Genomic DNA, 18,524 nt, shown 5'->3' with positions numbered 1-18,524 from the left:
AACATGGTGATCGCGGTGAAGGTGTCCAACGACATCGTGACCGCACGTCAGGCCGGGCGAGAACTGGCAGCCAAGCTCGGTTTCTCGCTCACCGACATCACCATGATCTCGACGGCGATCTCGGAGGTGGCCCGCAACATCACCAGTTATGCGGGCACCGGCGAGATCAGGATCGTCGTGGCGGATCGGGACGGCAGACGTGCACTGGTCATCCAGGCCCAGGACAGCGGGCCCGGCATCCCCGACATCACCCGCGCCCTGGAGGACGGCTACTCCACCGGCCGCGGGCTGGGCCTCGGATTGCCCGGAGCCAAGCGCCTGATGGATCGGCTCGACATCGACTCGGCCCCGGGCCAGGGGACGCTGGTGGAGATGTGGAAGTGGGTGCCCTCCGGTGCATGAGGACGGATTCATCGGCACCGTGGAATGGGCCGTGACCGGCCGGGCACTGCCGGGCCAGCGCGACTCCGGTGACCGTGCCGCGGTGCTCGACGCCGGCGGCGGCTCGGTGCTGTTCGCGGTGCTGGACGGACTCGGCCACGGCAATGCCGCCGCCGACGCGGCCGCGCGGGCGGTGCAGGTGCTCGCGGAAAATCGCGGCGAACCACTGGATGTGCTGATGCTGCTGTGCCACCGTGCGATGTCCGATACCCGCGGGGCCGCGGTCTCGCTGGCGATGTTCACCGCCGGCGACCGGCTGCAATGGCTGGGCGTGGGCAATGTGGAGTCCCGGGTGGTGGCCGCGGGGCCGGGTAAACCGGTGGTCCGGGCGACCGCCCTGTTGACCCGCGGCATCGTCGGCTATCTGCTGCCGCCGAACCTCCAGACCCAGACGGTCGCGGTCCGGCCCGGCGACCTGCTGCTGATGTGCACCGACGGCATCGTCGACGACTACGTCGAACAGATCGATATGGCCGCCTCGACGGCCGACATCACCGATGCCATCGTGTCCGTGCACGCCAAGGACACGGACGACGCGCTGGCCCTGGCCGCGCGGCACCGCGGGCACACGGTGGCGATCTCGTGAGCTCCGTCCTGGCGGCCTTCCGCACCGACTACGCGAGCGCGCTGCGGCTGCACCTGGACGCGCCGAGCCAGAACACCCTCGCCGAGGGCTACGAGCTGGGGCGACGGGCGCTGGTGGAGGGGGTCAGCATCCTCGACCTGACCGAGCACCACTTCCGGTTGCTCGACCGCGAGGGCCTGAAATCCGAAGCGGCACTGGAATTCCTGTTGCAGACCCTCGCCGCGCTGGACGTGGCCACCCGCGGATTCCTGGACAGCACCCGCAGCTACGAACAGCAGCGGCTGCGGGTGGAGGATCTGGAGGGCCGCGACGCCTTCCGCACCGCGCTGGTGGAGTCGTTGCAGGACGGTTTCTTCGTCGCCGACGCGCAGGGCGCGATCACCGAGGTGAACAGGGCGTTCGGCGCGCTGACCGGGTATGGCCCGGACGGGGTGCCGTATCCGCGGCCGCACCCCTGGTCGGACGAGGATCCGCGCTATCCGGATCTGGGTGCGACGCTGACCACCAGTGATACCGCCCGGTTTGTGCTGCCGGTGCGGCATCGCGACGGGCGGCGGTTGTGGCTCGCGGTCAGCACCTCCTCGCTGGTGCGGCCGGAGCACGACGCGCAGATCTACGTCGGGACCATCCGCGACGTCACCGCCGAACAGGACGCCCAGGCCCGTGACCAGGCGGTCTCGCAGCTGGCCACCGCCGTGGGCGCGGCCACCAGCGTGGTCGAGGTGCTCACGGTGGGGCTGGAGGAGCTGCGCCGCATCACCGGCGCGGAGGCGGCGGTGGTGTCGGTGTGGCCGAACCGGCACACCGGACCGGAGCTGTACGTGTCCGGCGGCGAGGGCGCGCCGGCCCGTCAGGTGCTCGACGCCCAGGCCCGGGTGCTGCTGGACCGGGCCCGGCTGCGGCCCGGCCGTACCATGTTCGCGATCCCGGAGGGCGCGGCCAGCTCGGAGGGTATCGTCGCGCCGCTCGGCGAGACCGCCGACGCCGCATTGTGGCTGCGCTTCGCCGCGCCGCGGGTGATCACCCCCGGCGACTGGGTGCTGTACTCGCTGCTCGTCGGTCAGGCCGGCCTGGCGGTGCAGCGGGCCCGCAACTTCGATCAGGCCCGCTCCACCTCGCTGACCCTGCAACGGGCGATGCTGGGCCCGATCGAGCTGCCGCCGCGGTTCTCGGTGCACTACGAACCCGCGCTGCCGCCGCTGGAGATCGGCGGCGACTGGTACGACCTGGTGCCGTTGCGCGACGGCACCATCGGCATCGTGGTCGGCGACTGCGTCGGCCGAGGACTGTCGGCCGCCGTGGTGATGGGCCAATTGCGCACCGCCGCAAGGGCTCTGCTGCTGCGTGGGGCGGGCCCCGCGCAGCTGCTGGCGGAACTGGACACGGTGGCCGCCCGGATCCCGGGCGCGATGTGCACCACGGCGTGCGCGGCCATCCTGGATCCGGCGCGCGGCGTGGTCCGGTACTCCAGCGCCGGGCACATGCCGCTGGTGCTGGCCGAGCCGGGCGACAAGGGCCGGCTGCTGGAGGGCGGCCGCTCGGTGCCGCTGGCCACCTTCGATCCGCCGCAACGTCCGGAGACCACCACCGCGCTCGGGCCGGGGTCGACGCTGGTGTTGTTCACCGACGGCCTGGTGGAGCAGCGCGGTATCGACATCGACGACCGATTCGATCAGCTGGCCGACGAATTGTCCGGCGCGGCAACGTTGTTGCCGCGCGAGGTGGCCGACGCGGTACTGTCCCGGCTGCGCCCGGCCATCGGCTACGACGACGACGTGGCGATGGTGGTGTACCGGCAGCCGCCGCGCGCGCTGCATCTGGACCTGCCCGCCGAGGCGAACCGGCTGTCGGCGATCCGCCGCGCGCTGGCGACCTGGCTGACCGGCGCCGCGGTGCCGCACGAACTGGCCCTGGACCTGGTCGCGGCGGCCAACGAGGCGTGCAGCAACAGCATCGAGCACGCCTATCTCGACGGCGCACTGGGCCGGATGACCATCGACGCCGACTGCACCATGGAACAGGTGACCATCGAGGTCACCGACACCGGGGTCTGGCGGCCGCTGCCGGAGGATCCGGGCCATCGGGGCCGCGGCATCGCGATGATGCGGGCACTGACCGACCAGCTGATCATCGACAACGGCGGGGTCGGCACGCGCGTTCGGCTGATAGCGAAACTACCCGCCGTCGCGGTGACCGCCGCCGGGCGAGTATAGCTCCGGCAAACTGGGTAACCACGGCTCTGACGCAGTTGTGACAGCCGACACCCATTTGCCAGCTACTTGGCAGTAATAATCGGAAAAAACGCCGTACCAGGGCTTTTCACATTTCCGACGGCGGAAAATCGCCGACCAAAGTGCCCGACGATGCAGCGGGAAGCCCGGGTTCATGGCAGATTGTTCTGTTGTGACCAACACTTCCGGAGACGCGTATCCCCTCGCCGATGCGATGACCACCTCGGTCTCCGTGCAGGACGAGGCGACCGTATTGACGGTGGCCGGCGAGGTCGACCTGGCAACTGCCCCCGCCCTGGAGACCGCGATCGAGACCACCCTCGCCGCCGCCCCCACGGCGCTGATCATCGACCTGTCACAGGTGAGCTTCCTGGCCTCGGCCGGAATGGCCGCCCTCGTCGCCGCGCATCAGCGCGCCGGCGGATCGACCCGCATCGCGGTGGTCGCCGACGGACCGGCCACCAGCCGCCAGCTCCGCATGACCAATCTGGATCAGGTCTTCGCCGTGCACAGCACCCTGGCCGAGGCCGTCGCGGCGTTGCGCGCGCACTGACCGGGGTCTCGGTCCGGTACCTCGGAACCCGTCACCCGGCACCGGCAGGTTCGCAGCCGAACCGTTTCCGTTCCGAATTCGCGAATTCCGCGGCAGCACAAGCAGATTCGCCACCTCTCGCACAGTTTCCGGGACCGCTCGCGCAGCGATGCGCGGATCGGCGAGTTGACCTCGTCGCGCTGCTGCGCTGAAGTAGATGTCCGGGCAGGCCGCGGATTTCCCGGCCGTACAGGGGGTTCGCCGTGACTTCGGGTGCGGTGAACGATGTCGCCGAGGGGAGCGTGATCGGTCGTGGCGGATCGGGTGAACGTCGATCCGGCGGTGCTACAGCAGGCCGCGGACGGGATCAACGCGATCATCGGCGAGCTGGCGGATATCGGGACGACAGAGGCCGCGACCACCGGCCGTGGTTTCGCCCTGCTCCGGTTGTCCGGCATGCAGGCCGGTGAACAGTCTGTACACCAAGAGTTTTCGACATTCACCAGCCGCTGGTCGTGGGGTATCCGGACGCTGGTGCAGGCCGGGAACACGATCGCGGAGATCCTGGGTCTGGCGGCGGGCCGATTCCACGACACCGAACAGGCCAATTCGACGGCGTTGAAGGAATCCGTCACCGATCTGATGGGCAACCCGTACCTGTCCAAGGACCAGATCGACGCCCGCACCTGGTCGGGCACCGTCGCCGACAACGGTGTGGACGACATCCTGCACCCCGACTACCGCGCACAATCGTTCGACAACGCGGCCGCGCGCATCGGCCGCGACGGGCAGGCGATCGCCGCGGTCGCCCCGGACGCCGCGGAGAACGTCGGCCTCCCGTCGCACTGGCACTCCGGCGACGCGGCCCGAGCAGCCCAGATCGTCGCCGGTCCGGGAGGACACCAGTAGTGGGCCTGTTCGACAGCATCGGCGCGGCGATCGACAAAGCGAACGACACGATCACCCGCGTCGAGGGAAAGGCCGAAGGCGCGACCTACGACGCAGCCGCCTCGGCGGCACGGGCCTTCGGCGCGAACGGTGTTGCCGCCCAACTCCAGCACGCCGCGGAACAGGTGGTGGACGCGTCCGGGGGCACGGTCACCGAACGGGAACTGGGCGAAACCGACGATCCCACCGAGCTGATCCACGGCGATCCCGCCGCCATCGCCCACGTCCACGATCTGTTGCAGCAGCTGGGTGACTCGCTGGAGAAGACCGGCGACGCCCTGCGCAAGATCGACGTCTCCGACTGGATCGGCGCAGCGGCACAATCGTTCCACACCGAGTTCGAGAAGCAGCCGAAGCTGTGGTGGACCGGTGCGGACGCCCTGCACAAGGCCGCCGGCATCCTCGATACCTGGTACCACGGGATCACCGCCGCCCAAGGCCGGGCCGCCGACGCGATCACGAAGTGGAAACAAGCAGCGGCCGAAGAGCTTTCGAAGAAAACGGCCTGGAACGCCCTGTCCGCCGAACAGCGGAAGTCCACCCCGCTCGCGGACACCTGGACCGCGATGCGCAACGACGCCCGCGAAATCCTCCGGGGCGCCCGCGCCGACCGCGACAGCGCCGCCGCCACCGCCGCGGCCGGACTACGCGCCGCCACCGCCACCGCGCCCGACACTCCCCCACTGTCACAGCGCCTGCTGGACGACTTCAACGACGCGAACACAGCGGTCAACGACGCCGCCGCCCATTTCACCAAGGGCCTGACCACCAGTTTCGCCGAGATCGCCCAGTTCACCCGCCAACTCGACCCGTACGACACCTACAACCTGACCCACCCCGCGCAATACCTCCAGAACACAGCCGACCTGGCCACCGGCCTGGTCACCGCGGCCGCCGACCCCGGTGCCACCGTGGACGCGTTCCTGAAGGACACCAGGAAGAACCCCTCCGAGTTCCTCGGCTCCCTGACCGGCAACACCCTCATGACCATCGGCACCGGTGGAGCCGGCGCGGCGAAACCGGCTCTGACAGCGATGAAGGACGCCACCGAAGCCTCCGACGCCACGCGAGCCGCCCGGGCAGCGGAGGATGCCGCCGACCACCCACTCCCACCTGCCGCCCCCGAACCGCCGAAACCTGGGTTGCCAGGGGACCACGCCCCAGCCCCGAAACCCGAGCCGCTCGGACCCCACACCCCCGACGTGCCCGCAGTACCACCCCAATCCGCCACACCCGACACACGCCCGGCACCATCGCAACCCGCAGCCCAGGTCACCGACGCACTGGCACCGGCCCAACCCACTGCCCACGTTCCCGACCCGCCTCCGGCATCGGACCAACCCACTGCGCACGTTGCCGACGCGCCGACGACGCCGGCCCAACCCGCCACCCACATCACCGAACCACCCAGCGCGCCAGCCCAACCCGCAGCCGGTATATCCGACGCGCCCACGGCAACGGCCCAATCGACCACGCACATCTCCGATGTGCCCACCTCACCAGCCCAACCCGCCGCGCACATCTCCGACTCACCCAGCGCGCCGGCCCAACCCGCCACCCGTATTTCCGACGCGCCCACTGCATCCGCCCCGCCGACCGCGCACATCTCCGATGCGTCCACCACGCCGGCCCCTGCCGCCCGCGTGTACGACGCGCCGACGACATCACCTCAACCCGCCGGGCACGTCTCCGATGCGCCGACCACGCCAGCCCAGCCGGCCGCCCGCGCCTACGAGGCGCCTACGACACCAGCCCAGCCTGGCGGGCAACCATCCGGCATCGAAACAGTGCAGCCACGTACGGCGAGCCCTTACGACGGATCGCCGGCAACTGTCGGTACCGGCGGAACGCAGCCCTATGCGGCCGGGCCGAATCCGGTTGCCGCACATGGTCCTACGCCCGACCCCGCGGTACCGCGCCCAGCGGATCCCGTGGTGCCGAATCCCGATACCGGTACGCCCGGTCACGGATCCGGCAGACCCACTGCGTCCGCGCAACCGGCGCCGGTGCGGCAGGCACGCGAGGTGACGCCACGCACCGACGATCCGTGGCGTCGCAATTCGTCCTCGGGGGCGAGCCGGAGTCCGCACCCGGATTCGACCGTGCCGGAAGCCGGTCGGTCGGAGAGGATTCGTCCCGAACAGGTTTCACCGACCGGCCGCAATCCGGGCTGGTGGAATCGCCAGGGATCGCCCCATCGTGTGGAGCCTGCCGATCCATACCGGCCGGTCGAATCCACCCCGCGTCCGGGTGAACACCCCCCACCTCCGGCCGAATCCATCGCGCGGCCAAGCGAATCCACGACGCATCGGGTATCCGATCGGTCCGCGACGCAGAGTCCAGATCACAACACACGTCCGGCCGAGCCATACCGGCCGGATCGTGCTCCCGATCCGCGGGCCGAGTACCGGCCACCGGCCGATCGGACGGACGCTCCCCCGCAGGACCACGCAGGACGCCCGGAGGAACCACACCGTCGAGTTGATGGTTCGCCCGCCACTTCGAGCGCACATGCCCCTGCCTGGGACAGGCCGTCCGACCATCCCGCGACCCGGCCGGGGGCCGAACACGCTCCGCTCGACACACCCGGGACCGGGGCCAAGCCGGAGCCTCCCATGCGCCGTGCCGAGTGGGACCGTGCGCCGGATCCCCGCGACCTGGTCGACGCTCGCCCCGATCACCCCGCCATCGAGCACCCCGGTGGCGAACATCCGGAACCAGGCGGCGAGCCACCGAATCGGCCCACCGAGCCCAAACCGAGTCTCGGTGATTTGTTCCCACCGGATAATGTACGGGTCGACGAGGCCAGGCTGCTCCCGCAATTACAGCGGGCCATCGATGGCGAGTACGCCGGAGTGCGCGTCCATGTATACGAAGTCAACGGCCACTCCCAAGCCCTGCATATCAGACTGAAAATGTACGACACTGACGGTGTGCAGGTCGGAAAAGCCAGCCGGTCTTTCAGCTATATGGAAGGTCGACTGACCGTTGAACACACATCGTTTTCGCTGGCAAAGCACATGCAAGGTCAGGGCTGCGCAACTGCCTGGAACAAGGCGATGTTCCAATGGTACAAAGATTCGGGAGTCGACACGGTCACTCTCAAGGCCAATATCGATGTGGGCAGCTACGCTTGGGCACGACAAGGATTCGAATTCTTGTATGAAGATCAGGCCGTTCAATACATTCGCCCGCGCCTGCGCGAGGAAATTACTACCGAGCGAGGCAATCTCAGCCAGTTGATGCGGGAGTCCAAGTCCCTCCCGGCCGGACCCGAGAAATCGGCACTCAACAAGGGGATCGAAGATCTCACGAAGGTTATCACGAAATCGGAGGCATTGCTGAAGAATTTCCAGGTCGGCTCCCCCCGCTTCCCGACAGCCAAGGAGATCAGCGAACTAGGCCGACCGAACGGGTTTTCCTCCGAACAGTTGCGCGAATTGACCTGGCTGGGTAAACGCGTACTGATGCGACCCGGCGGAGAGGTCCATTGGCATGGGGTCAAGAAGTTCGATGTCGAGTAAGGAGCAGGCACAGTGCGGGATCCGCGGATCAAGCCCAAGGGCTGGCCGTCCAATGAGAGAGCCCGGCGGGGCCTGAAACATGGAAATTGGCACAGCGACTGGTCGGATCGATGGCGGAATCAAGTTGATTTCCGGCCCGACAGCCGCACAGTCGAGGACAGTGACTACAACCAGCATTACGTCGACATAGAGGCGCCGATCCGGGCTGAACTGGAATACAGCGCCCGCTCGGACGAGATCGCGGGATACAACAGCGACTTCGAACATCTGATAATTCCGACAGGGTCGGAAAAATTACGCGGAGCGATAGTGGGCGCCGGCGTAGGCGATGCATTTGCGGATGATTTCGGCGGCTTGACCACATATCCCTGGTATTCCGGCGGCGCAGTCGACGTCGAGGAGAAGCTGATCGACTATCTACCGAACGATCGAATGCTTTCATCTTGGGTCGGTAAATTGATGGCATACAGCGCCGAAGGACTGATTCGAGCCCTGGGGGTTCGACGGTTCGCCAACCATGCCGATCCCGTGTCGACGGTTCAACACGCCTATCAGCGCTGGCTGTACCACATGCAGAAAGACTGGGACCCCGATAAATCGGGTGAGTGGCGGAAGTACGGCGGCCCCTATGCGCGCAACGCCGGTGACAGAGACGAACCCGGCGGCACATTGTCGGAGGAAGCCCAGTTCCGTATCTTTGTCAACCTGCCGGACGCAATCATCGACGCCCTGACCGGATTCGCAACTTCCGGAATCATGTCCACCCCCACCGCCCCACGCAGCGCGGCCCGAGGCCCCGACGTCCTGATCCGCGGCGCCCTCGCGGCCGTCTGGTCGGAGGATCTGTCACAGACTTTCGACCTCGCGGTCTCCATCGCCGCACTGACCCATCCCCACCCCGACGACTTCCTGCCCGCAGGCGTACTCGCCGTCATCCTGCACCAGCAGATCCGTGGCCACCCGTTCATGGACTGCCTGACCGCCGGCTACCTCCAGCTCACGGCCCGCCCCGGTCACCAACGCACCCGCTCGATGATCGACACCACGGTCGCCCTGGTCCGCAACGAATGGACACCGACACAGGCCGACAATCTCCGAAAACACTTCCCGCACGGCGGCATCGACGGAGCCGAGGGGCTCGGCATCGCCCTGTACTGCGCCATGGTCAGCGACTATCTCCGCGAGGCACTGGTGTTGGCCTTGAATTACGCACCCGAGGAGCATCGCTGCCAGGTCGCCGCCACGACCGGAATGCTCATCGGCGCCGAATACGGAATCCAGGCCATACCAGCAGTCTTCCGCGACCCGGTGCAAACCGTGCACACCCTGGACCGCCTCGGCCAGGATCTCGCCACCGAACTCCGCGACGTCCTCGATCAGAGCGAGTGGCAACGCCGCTATCCCCCGAACTGACGACCATGCGACAGGAACGAGGACCGGTGCCGGAGCACGGTGAGCACACGCCGGAGGAGCGCGCCGCCCGCGACCACGGCGCGCACGAGCAGGCCAGTGGGTCCGGTTCGGTCCACGACCGTTTCGAGGATCAGAAGACCCTGGCCGACGGGCAGATCGACATCGCGACCGGCGAATTCCTCTGCCCGGGGACCGATGTCGACCTGCCGGGCATCCTCCCGCTGGTGCTGCGTCGCACCCACCTGTCGGGCTATTGCTTCGGCCGCTGGTTCGGCCCGTCGTGGTCCTCGACGCTGGATGTCCGGCTGGTGGTCGAGGACGCCGGAGTGACCTTTCTCGGCGAGGACGGGGTCATGCTCGCCTATCCCCACGCCCGGGCCGACGTGCCGGTCGAGCCGACCCGTGGGCGCCAGCGCTGGACGCTGACCCGCGTCGGCTCCGGTTACCGCGTCTGGGACCCGTACCGCGAAAGGATCTGGCATTTCACGGCGGAACCCGAATCGGACGGCATCGAAGCGCGGCTCGGCAACTACGCGATCTCCGCGATCACCGACCGGCATCGCAACCGGATCCGGTTCCGCTACGACACCACCGGCACTCCCGTGGCGGTCGTTCATTCCGGCGGCTACCACGTGATCGTCGACAGCGCCGACGGCCGCGTCACCGGCCTGTCGGTCCGCGATCGTGGCGTTGCCGTACCCGTCCGCGGATTCGCTTACACCGCAGGCATATTGACCACGATCGTGGATGCCGCCGGTGCAGCTGTGAAGCTCACCTACGACGAGTTGCGGCGCATGGTCTCCCGGACGGATTCGCGCGGGAATCGGCTGGTGAACACCTACGACGAGTCCGGAAGGGTGGTGTCCCGGCGCAGTGACAGCGGAATTCTCGACACCGATTTCGAGTACGTCGAATTCCCGGACGGCACAGGCAGTCTCACGGCCGTCACCGACGCCTGCGGCGCGGTCACCAAGTACGGCTTCGACCGCGACTACCGGCTGCGTGACCGGATCGACGCGGTGGGCGGTCGCACCCATATCGAATACAACGTCGATCGGCGGCCGGTGACCGTGACCACGCCCGGTGGCGTGACCACCCGATACCGGTACACCGGCGACGGCGACATCCTCGAGCACACCCGCCCCGACGGCGCGACGCTGACCGCCGACTACCCGTTCCGGCACCGAGCCACGCGGATGACCGACGCCGACGGCACTGTGTACCACCAGGAATGGACCGAAGAGGGCGATCTCGCGGCCACCGTCGACGCGAGCGGAGCCCGCACCCGCTACACCTGGCACCGAGGTGGCGCCCTCGCGACCGTCACCGACCCGTCCGGTATCCGCACCACCGTCGAGGTCGATCCGGCCGGGCTACCGGTCACCCTGACGGAGTCGTCGGGCGCGATCACCGTCGTCCATCGTGACGGATTCGGCCGGCCGATCGAGCTGATCGATCCTCGTGGCGGGCACACACTCTACGAATGGACATCTGCCGGGAAACCGAGAAGCCGACGAGACCCCGACGGCAACAGCGAGTCCCGGTCCTACGACGACACGGGAAACCTGGTGGCCCACACCGATCGTGCGGGCGGCGTCACCCACTACACCTACGGCGTGTCCGGCCTCCCGGCCACCCGTACCGACCCCGGTGGCGACACCACCGGCTACCTGTGGGACCGGCAGGGCCGTCCGGTCGCCGTCGTGGATCCCGAAGGCCGCCGCTGGAGTTACGTATACGACGCCCTCGGCCGCACAGTTTCCGAAACCGACTTCACCGGTGCCACAACCCATTACACCCACGACCACGCGGGCCGCATCGCCACCGTCACCGCCGCCACGGGTGTCACCCGCCGCTGTACCTACGACGTACTCGGCCGGATCATCGAGATCGCCGCCGACACCGGCGAATTCCGGCGCTACACCCGCGACCGGTCCGGCCGGATCGTCACCGCGGTCGCCGGCGGCGAGGGGACCACCCACACCGTCACCGTCACGTACACACCGACCGGGCAACCGATCTCGGAACAGGTCGACGATCGCCCGCCCACTCGATACGAGTACGACGCGCACCGGCGTCTTGTCCGCCGCACCACGCCCGGTGGTTCGACCACCACCTGGCAATTCGACCACAACAGCCGCATCACCGGCCTCGAAACCGACGGCCACCCCGTCGGTTTCACCTGCGATGCGCTCGGGCAACCAACCGGATGGTGGGTCGGCGAGATCGAACTCATCCGGACAACGGACAACAGCGGGCAGGTCACCGCGCGAACCGTGACCGCTTTCCCCGCCACCACGCTGAACCTGGGCTCCACCGGCCGCCCCGCACCGCAACGCCTGTTCCACGACGAGTACACCTATCGCGCCGACGGTCACCTCACCGGTCACACGGTGCACCGCGCGAACCCCGACCCCGTCCGCGAGCACCGTCGGCTGGACCCGATCGGCCGGATCACCGAGATGTACCGCAACGACGCCCTCGCCGAGAGCTATCGATACGATCCGCTCGGCAACCTCACCGATATCTACCGTCACATCACCGATTCCGAAGCCGAGCCGTCGAATCCCGAAACGACACAGGCGAATTCCACACCTGGCGAACCCGAGACCGGGCGTCCCGAGCATCACGGCGATCCACTCCCCCACGCCGCCCACACGCACCACCGCTACGACCCGGCCGGACGACCGGCCGAGAAGACCGTCACCCACGAGCACGGCGAGCCCGACATCTGGCACTACCGTTTCGACGCCTTCGACCAGCTGATCGAGGTGCGGACGCCGGACCGGCACCGATGGCGCCACACCTACGACGGCTACGGACGTCGCGTCACCGCGCAGCGCCTGGATCCCAGCGGCGAGGTCCTCGAACGCACCGACTTCACCTGGGACGCTTCATATCTCATCGAGGAATCGACCGGATCGTCGAACACCTGCTGGAACCACGAGCCCGGCACCGCGACCGCCATCACCCGGACCGTCGACCGGCGGCTCACAGCGGTTGTCACCGGCCCGGACGGCACCCCGACGGCATTGCTGGACCCCGAATCCGGGCAGGTCACGGCCCTCGCCGGCACAGACCCGGGCCGGGACGACGGCCCGGAACCGGCGAGTCGCGCAGCGGACCCGGACGCTCAGACCAGGTCGCGCAACTGCTCGATCAGCTTCACCCGGTCCGCCGAGGTCGCCGCCATCGGCACCACGTTCAGCACCGTGACACCGGCCGCCGCGAACGCCGCCACCCGTTCCTTCACGAATCCGGCCGGGCCGATCAGCGAGACGGCGCGGACCAGTTCGTCGGGCACCGCCCGGGTGGCCTCCTCCTTCTTCCCGGCCAGGTACAGCTCCTGGATCCGGTCGGCGGCGGCGCCGTAGCCGTACTTGGTGGCCAGGGCGTGGTAGAAGTTCTTGCCCTTGGCACCCATACCGCCGATGTACAGCGCCAGATGGGGTTTGACGAATTCGAGCAGCGGTTCCACGTCCTCGCCGATGGCCAGGGCCGGACCGGCGAACACCTCGAGGTCGCCGAGCGCCGGATCGCGCCGGGCCCGGCCCGCCGCCAGCGCGTCGCCCCAGACGTCCTGGGCCCGCTCCGGCAGGAAGAAGATCGGCTGCCAGCCCTCGGCGATCTCCGCGGCCAGCTCCACGTTCTTCGGGCCGAGCGCGGCCAGCAGCACCGGAATGCGTTCGCGCACGGGATGATTGATCAACTTGAGCGGTTTGCCGAGGCCGGTGCCCCGCTCCGCGGGCAACGGCACCCGGTAGTACTTGCCCTCGAACTCGAGCCGCTCGCGCCGCCACACCCGGCGGCAGATCTCGACGACCTCACGGGTGCGGCCGATCGGCGCGTCGTAGGGCACACCGTGGAACCCCTCGATCACCTGCGGACCGGAGGCGCCCAGGCCGAGGATGAACCGGCCGTCGGAGACGTAGTCCAGGCCGGCGGCGGTCATGGCCGTCAGCGTGGGGGTGCGGGTGTACAGCTGGAGGATGCCGGAGGCGAGCTGGACGCGCTCGGTCCGGGCGGCCAGGTAGCCGAGCGCACTCACCGCATCGAACGAGTACGCCTCGGGCACGAAGGCGATGTCCAGGCCGGCTCGCTCCAGGTCGGCGACCTCGGCGGCGACTTCCTTGAAACCACCCGCATAGTTGATGCCCAGTCCGATACGCATGGACCGACCATACCCACGCGGCGGCGCAGCCCCCGGGCAACCCCCGCTCACTCGAGGTGAACCTCGAGTTGGGGGCCGGGGCTTCGGCGGACGGCCCGGTGGGGCGCGGTACGGTAGTGCTCGGACGCGCATCATCGGGGTGCGCACCGCCCGTTCGCAGAGAAAGGCCGTCCATGTCTGCCGAAACCGTGTCACCGCAGTCGATTTCGACGTTCGCGGAAGCCTCGGTGGGCGGCTATCTGGACGATCTGGCGGCCAAGCTCCCCGCACCCGGCGGCGGCGCGGTGGCGGCGCTGCACGCCGCGCAGGGCGCCGCCCTGGTCGCGATGGTGGCGCGCTACACCACCCGTGCCAAGGATGCGGCGCATCGCGAGACGATCGACCGCATCATCGCCGCCGCCGACGCCGCCCGCACCCGGTCGCTGGCGCTGGCCGACGCCGACGCGGCCGCGTTCACCGCGGTCGGCGCCGCCTACAAGCTGCCCAAGGACACCGCCGAACAGGCCACCGCCCGCGCCGCCGCGGTCACCACGGCGTTGCTGGAGGCCGCGCGGGTGCCCGCCGCGGTGGTGGCCGAGGCCGACGAGGTGCTCAGCCTCGCCGCCGATCTGCTGCCCATCGGCAACCCCAACGTGATCACCGACATCGGCGCCGCCGCCGGTGCGGCCCGCGCCGCGGCCACGGCCTCGCAGCTCAACATCGTGATCAACGTGGTGTCGCTGGCCGACGGCGAGGGCGCCGAGTTCGCCGGAGCGTTGCGGACCATCGAGCAGATCGTGGCGCGCGCCGATGCCCTGCACACCGAGGTCGTCACCGCGGTTACGACGCGGTAACCGGTGGTCATTTCCCGGTAATCGGGTGCGCCGAAAGTCCTTGCGAAAGCGGCATTTTGGTCACGATAGACGCCTCACGAGGCGCGCGGCATGATCATCGGACTCTAGACTGAGCCTCTGATAATCAAGCCCTCGGAGGAGTGGAAGCCATGCGGAACACGATGCAGAATCTGTTCCTGGCGACCGTGGTCACAGCGTTCGCAATCTTCTTGCCCGGCACGGCGACAGGCGCCATGACGACACCGTCGTCACCCGCATATCCCGTGGAATCCGTCGCCCCGGCCGACGGCAGTATCGTCGGTGTCGCCGCGCCGGTGACCGTCCGGTTCGCCGCCGCGGTCGGCGACCGGGCACGCGCCGAGCAATCGGTCTCGGTGACCGCCGGTGCCGCCCTGCCCGGCACCTTCGCCTGGAACAGCGATCGCGAAGTGGTCTGGACCCCCAGCGGCGGATTGCCCGCCGCCAGCCGGGTCACGGTCCAGGTGGGCACCACGCAGACCCGGTTGGAGACCGACGGCGGGATCACCGCCGACGCCGACCTGTCCGCGCACACCTTCACGGTGTTCGTCCCCGGCGAGCCGCCGCGGGTGATGCCCGCCTCGATGGGACGGCCGGGCCGGGAGACGCCGACCGGCAGCTTCCCGGTGCTGGAGAAGTTCCGCTCGATCATCTTCGACTCGCGGACCATCGGCATTCCACTCGATGATCCGGACGGTTACCTGCTCACCGGCGAATACGCCGAGCGGCTGACCTGGAGCGGCGTCTTCGTGCACTCGGCCCCGTGGTCGGTGGACCAGCAGGGCAACTCCAACGTCAGCCACGGGTGCATCAACCTCGCGCCCGACGATGCCGCCTGGTACTACGAGAACGTCAATGTCGGCGATGTGGTGACCAGCCACTGGTGACCGATCCCTGACACCGCACGGCCCGGGCCCCTCGGGTGCCCGGGCCGTCGTGTGCCGGATCCGGGCACATTCGGACGTGGCCGGTCGACCAGCGCGGCGGCTACGAGCCTGCCCAGCGGTGGTCTCGGCCCCGGGCACACTCGGCGGTGATCACAGCCCCGGGGCCCGCACGGCGACGCTCAATTCCGCGCGCGCTCGGCGGCCTCGACCACGTGCCGCATCAGCAGAGCGGTGGTGACCGGGCCGACCCCGCCCGGCACCGGGCTCAGCGCCGCGGCCCGGCCCTGGACCGAGGCCGCGTCGGCGTCGCCGACGATGCTGCCGTCCGGGCCCTCGTTGGTGCCCACATCGATCACGACGGCCCCCTCCCGGACGTGCGCGCCGGTGATCAGCCCGGCCCGGCCGGCCGCGGCCACCACGACATCGGCGGCCGCGGTCACCGCGGGCAGGTCGGTGGTGCGGGAGTGACAGATGGTGACGGTCGCGTTCTCGGCCAGCAGCAGTTGCGCCAGCGGCTTGCCCACCACGTTGGACCGGCCCACGACCGCGACATGCCGTCCGGCCAGCGGGATGTCGTGGAATTTCGCCAGCTCCACCACCGCCTGGGCGGTGGCCGGGGGGAAACCGGGCAGGCCGGTGGCCAGCAGGCCCAGCGACAGCGGGCTGACCCCGTCGACGTCCTTCCCGGCGGGGATCTCGGAACTCACCTCGTCGAGGGTGACCCCGCTGGGCAGCGGCGTCTGGAGCATGACCGCATCGACCGCCGGATCGGCACCGAGTGCACGCAGCGCCTCGCGGATGTCCGCCGCGCTCGCGGTGACACTGAGATCGGTTGTGGTGCTGTCGATTCCGAGCCGACCGGCGGCACGCTCCAGCGATTTCACGTACCAGCCGCTGGCCGGATCGTCGTTGGCCACCACCAGCGCCAGCCGCGGCGCGGCGCCCCGCTCGGTCAGCGCGGCGGCGCGCTGCTTCGTGTCCGCGTTGAGGGCAGCGGCGAGTTCCTTGCCGGAGAGCGAAGTCGTGTCCACGCCCGAAACCTTATCCGGCGCCCGGGCCCGGCCGGCACGCACCGCACCGGGTTTGCGCAGTGAGTGCAAGTTTGCAGTGAATCTCCGCATTCGAATGCCGGACGGCCCGGCTGCCGCGCCGTATCGTGGTCCGGTCGGTGCGCCAGACAACCGGCAGCAACAGACCCGTTCGTCAGAAAGGTGTCGACAGCTGTGATCCCCGTAAGGCGTGTTACGAAAACGGCCGCGGCGGCGTTGACCGCCCTCCTCCTCGCGCTGTCCGGCCCGGCGCTGTTCGGCACCGCCGTCGCCGTCGCCGACCCGGCCGATCTGTACAACTCCGCGCAATCCCACTTCATGAACGGCCAGGACGCCGCCGGCCTCGACGACCTGCACCGGCTGCTCGACGAAGCACCCGACGACGCACAGGCCTTGGCGTTGCAGGCGATCTGGTCCGACTACACCGGCGACGTGATCACCCGGGAGGTCGCCCTGCACCGGCTCGACGGCGTCGATCCGGGCGAGGCGGCACAGACCCGCACTATGATCGGCGCCGTCGCCTCCGCCGTCGCCACCGTGCCGATGCCGCTGCCGACGCTGGTCGGCGAGCACACCGGGATCGTGGTGCTCGGCTACGGGCTGCTGCCCGACGGCAGCATGCGCGACGAACTGGTGGACCGGCTGGAGGCCGCCTGGTTCCAGGCCATGGCCGCGCCCTGGGCCCCGGTGGTGGTGACCGGCGGCAATCCGCAGAACGGCGTCGCCGAGGCGGCGGCCATGGCGGGCTGGCTGATCGGCCGCGGCATTCCGGCGGACCGGGTGCTGGTCGAGGACCGGGCCGGGTCGACGGTGCAGAACGCGCTGTTCAGCTCGCAGTTGCTGCGCGGCGCCGGGGCGGACAACGCCGTCCTGGTCACCTCCCCCAACCACATCCGCCGCGCGGTGGCCGACTTCATCACCGCTGGCATCCACATCACCGGGGCGATGACCTCCACCGATCAGTGGGTGAACCAGCTGATGCCGCCCGGCCGGCCCGCCCAGCGCGGCATCTACATCGATGCCAGCCGGGTCATGATGCTGCCGCCCGCCCGATAATCCACTGGACACGGCCCCCGAGAATGGGTGGGTGACCGTGACGGATCTGGAAACGCTCACCGCGCGGCTGCGCGCGGCCGGCTGCGTCTTCGCCGAGGAGGAGGCGGCGCTGCTGGCCGCCGCGGCCGCCTCACCCGGTGAATTGGAAGTACTGGTGGCGCAACGGATTTCCGGTCGGCCACTGGAACATCTGCTGGGCTGGGCGGAGTTCCGCGGGTTACGGGTGGCGGTCACCCCGGGGGTGTTCGTGCCGCGGCAGCGCACCGGATACCTGGTCGAGCGGGCCGTCGCGCTGGGCCGGATGCGACGATCCTGTGTGGTGCTCGACATATGTTGCGGCTGTGGGGCATTGGGGCTCGCCGTGGCGACCGAACTGCGCGCCGCCGGCATCGGTGTCGAACTCACCGCCACCGACCTCGAGCCCGCGGCCGCCGCCTGCGCCCGCACCAATCTGGCGCCGCTGGGCGCCGAGGTCTACTGCGGCGACCTGTTCGCGCCGCTGCCACCCGAGCTCGCCGGGCGGGTCGACCTGCTGCTGGCGAACACGCCCTACGTCCCGACCGACATGATCGCCCGCATGCCGCCCGAGGCCCGCGACCACGAGCCCCGCACCGCCCTCGACGGCGGCGGCGACGGGCTCGACGTCATCCGCCGGGTCGCCGCCGCGGCGGGCGCCTGGCTGGCGCCCGGCGGCGCGGTCTTCGTCGAGACCGGCGCCGCGCAGGCGCCGGTCGCGGCGGAGATCTTCGCCGCCGCCGGGCTCACCCCGGCGGTACTCGAGTCCGAGGAACTCGGCGCCACCGTGGTGCGTGCCCTGCGATCGTGAGATCCCTTC

General features: G+C 69.3%; 13 protein-coding genes and 1 pseudogene. 12 read left to right on the top strand and 2 right to left on the bottom strand.

Annotated elements, in window-relative coordinates; translation table 11 throughout:
• The first annotated feature begins 3 nt into the window (after positions 1-3).
• From LBW94_RS10150 to LBW94_RS44385, 8 genes and pseudogenes are all read left to right on the top strand, one after another.
• Positions 4-402: an anti-sigma regulatory factor gene (locus LBW94_RS10150; protein WP_225053840.1), complete on the top strand. Its 399-nt coding sequence runs from the start codon at positions 4-6 to the stop codon at positions 400-402.
• On the top strand, positions 395-1,027 hold the full coding sequence (locus LBW94_RS10145; protein WP_225053404.1) for a SpoIIE family protein phosphatase: 633 nt from the start codon (positions 395-397) through the stop codon (positions 1,025-1,027). Before LBW94_RS10150 ends, LBW94_RS10145 begins: the two co-directional genes overlap by 8 nt.
• Positions 1,024-3,240, top strand: a complete 2,217-nt coding sequence (locus LBW94_RS10140) for a SpoIIE family protein phosphatase (protein WP_225053402.1) — start codon at positions 1,024-1,026, stop codon at positions 3,238-3,240. Before LBW94_RS10145 ends, LBW94_RS10140 begins: the two co-directional genes overlap by 4 nt.
• A 232-nt stretch (positions 3,241-3,472) precedes the next feature.
• Positions 3,473-3,811: an STAS domain-containing protein gene (locus tag LBW94_RS10135; protein ID WP_225053839.1), complete on the top strand. Its 339-nt coding sequence runs from the start codon at positions 3,473-3,475 to the stop codon at positions 3,809-3,811.
• 291 nt (positions 3,812-4,102) lie between these two features.
• Positions 4,103-4,699, top strand: a complete 597-nt coding sequence (locus LBW94_RS10130; protein ID WP_225053400.1) for a type VII secretion target — start codon at positions 4,103-4,105, stop codon at positions 4,697-4,699.
• On the top strand, positions 4,699-8,262 hold the full coding sequence (locus tag LBW94_RS10125) for a putative T7SS-secreted protein (protein ID WP_225053398.1): 3,564 nt from the start codon (positions 4,699-4,701) through the stop codon (positions 8,260-8,262). Before LBW94_RS10130 ends, LBW94_RS10125 begins: the two co-directional genes overlap by 1 nt.
• A gap of 12 nt (positions 8,263-8,274) precedes the next feature.
• Positions 8,275-9,675 carry an ADP-ribosylglycohydrolase family protein gene (locus LBW94_RS10120; RefSeq protein ID WP_225053397.1) on the top strand — a complete coding sequence of 467 codons (1,401 nt, stop codon included), beginning with the start codon at positions 8,275-8,277 and terminating at the stop codon, positions 9,673-9,675.
• 5 nt (positions 9,676-9,680) lie between these two features.
• A pseudogene (locus tag LBW94_RS44385) lies at positions 9,681-10,025 on the top strand (DUF6531 domain-containing protein); the annotation flags it as partial.
• A gap of 2,783 nt (positions 10,026-12,808) precedes the next feature.
• Here LBW94_RS44385 and LBW94_RS10110 read toward each other — a convergent pair.
• Entirely contained in the window at positions 12,809-13,846 is a 1,038-nt protein-coding gene (locus LBW94_RS10110) for an LLM class F420-dependent oxidoreductase (protein ID WP_225053395.1), read from the bottom strand.
• A 173-nt stretch (positions 13,847-14,019) separates the two neighbouring features.
• Here LBW94_RS10110 and LBW94_RS10105 point away from each other — a divergent pair, with 173 nt between their 5' ends.
• Together LBW94_RS10105 and LBW94_RS10100 are read left to right on the top strand one after the other, a co-directional pair.
• Complete coding sequence (locus LBW94_RS10105) at positions 14,020-14,679, top strand: cyclodeaminase/cyclohydrolase family protein (RefSeq protein ID WP_225053394.1); 660 nt, start codon at positions 14,020-14,022, stop codon at positions 14,677-14,679.
• 149 nt (positions 14,680-14,828) lie between these two features.
• Positions 14,829-15,584, top strand: coding sequence for a L,D-transpeptidase (locus LBW94_RS10100; protein WP_225053392.1), 756 nt, complete (start codon positions 14,829-14,831; stop codon positions 15,582-15,584).
• Between the two features lie 179 nt (positions 15,585-15,763).
• On the opposite strand, the gene LBW94_RS10095 is transcribed toward LBW94_RS10100, so the two are convergent.
• On the bottom strand, positions 15,764-16,615 hold the full coding sequence (locus LBW94_RS10095) for a bifunctional 5,10-methylenetetrahydrofolate dehydrogenase/5,10-methenyltetrahydrofolate cyclohydrolase (protein WP_225053390.1): 852 nt from the start codon (positions 16,613-16,615) through the stop codon (positions 15,764-15,766).
• Positions 16,616-16,849: 234 nt separating this feature from the next.
• Between LBW94_RS10095 and LBW94_RS10090 the strand changes: the two genes are divergently transcribed.
• The gene (locus tag LBW94_RS10090) at positions 16,850-17,689 is read left to right on the top strand and encodes a YdcF family protein (protein WP_225053389.1); all 840 of its coding nucleotides are present in this window, start codon (positions 16,850-16,852) and stop codon (positions 17,687-17,689) included.
• Positions 17,690-17,720: 31 nt separating this feature from the next.
• Positions 17,721-18,515 carry a putative protein N(5)-glutamine methyltransferase gene (locus LBW94_RS10085; RefSeq protein ID WP_225053387.1) on the top strand — a complete coding sequence of 265 codons (795 nt, stop codon included), beginning with the start codon at positions 17,721-17,723 and terminating at the stop codon, positions 18,513-18,515.
• Positions 18,516-18,524: the final 9 nt, after the last annotated feature.

This window comes from Nocardia sp. alder85J, from assembly GCF_020176955.2.
GTDB lineage: Bacteria > Actinomycetota > Actinomycetes > Mycobacteriales > Mycobacteriaceae > Nocardia.
This window is presented reverse-complemented; position numbering and strand designations above follow the sequence as displayed.

Excerpts from the sequence above, each read along its gene's own strand:
- LBW94_RS10150 (WP_225053840.1), top strand. The coding sequence starts at position 4 with ATGGTGATCGCGGTGAAGGTGTCCAACGACATCGTGACCGCACGTCAG.
- LBW94_RS10135 (WP_225053839.1), top strand. The coding sequence starts at position 3,473 with ATGACCACCTCGGTCTCCGTGCAGGACGAGGCGACCGTATTGACGGTG.
- LBW94_RS10110 (WP_225053395.1), bottom strand. The coding sequence starts at position 13,846 with ATGCGTATCGGACTGGGCATCAACTATGCGGGTGGTTTCAAGGAAGTC.
- LBW94_RS10105 (WP_225053394.1), top strand. The coding sequence starts at position 14,020 with ATGTCTGCCGAAACCGTGTCACCGCAGTCGATTTCGACGTTCGCGGAA.
- LBW94_RS10100 (WP_225053392.1), top strand. The coding sequence starts at position 14,829 with ATGCGGAACACGATGCAGAATCTGTTCCTGGCGACCGTGGTCACAGCG.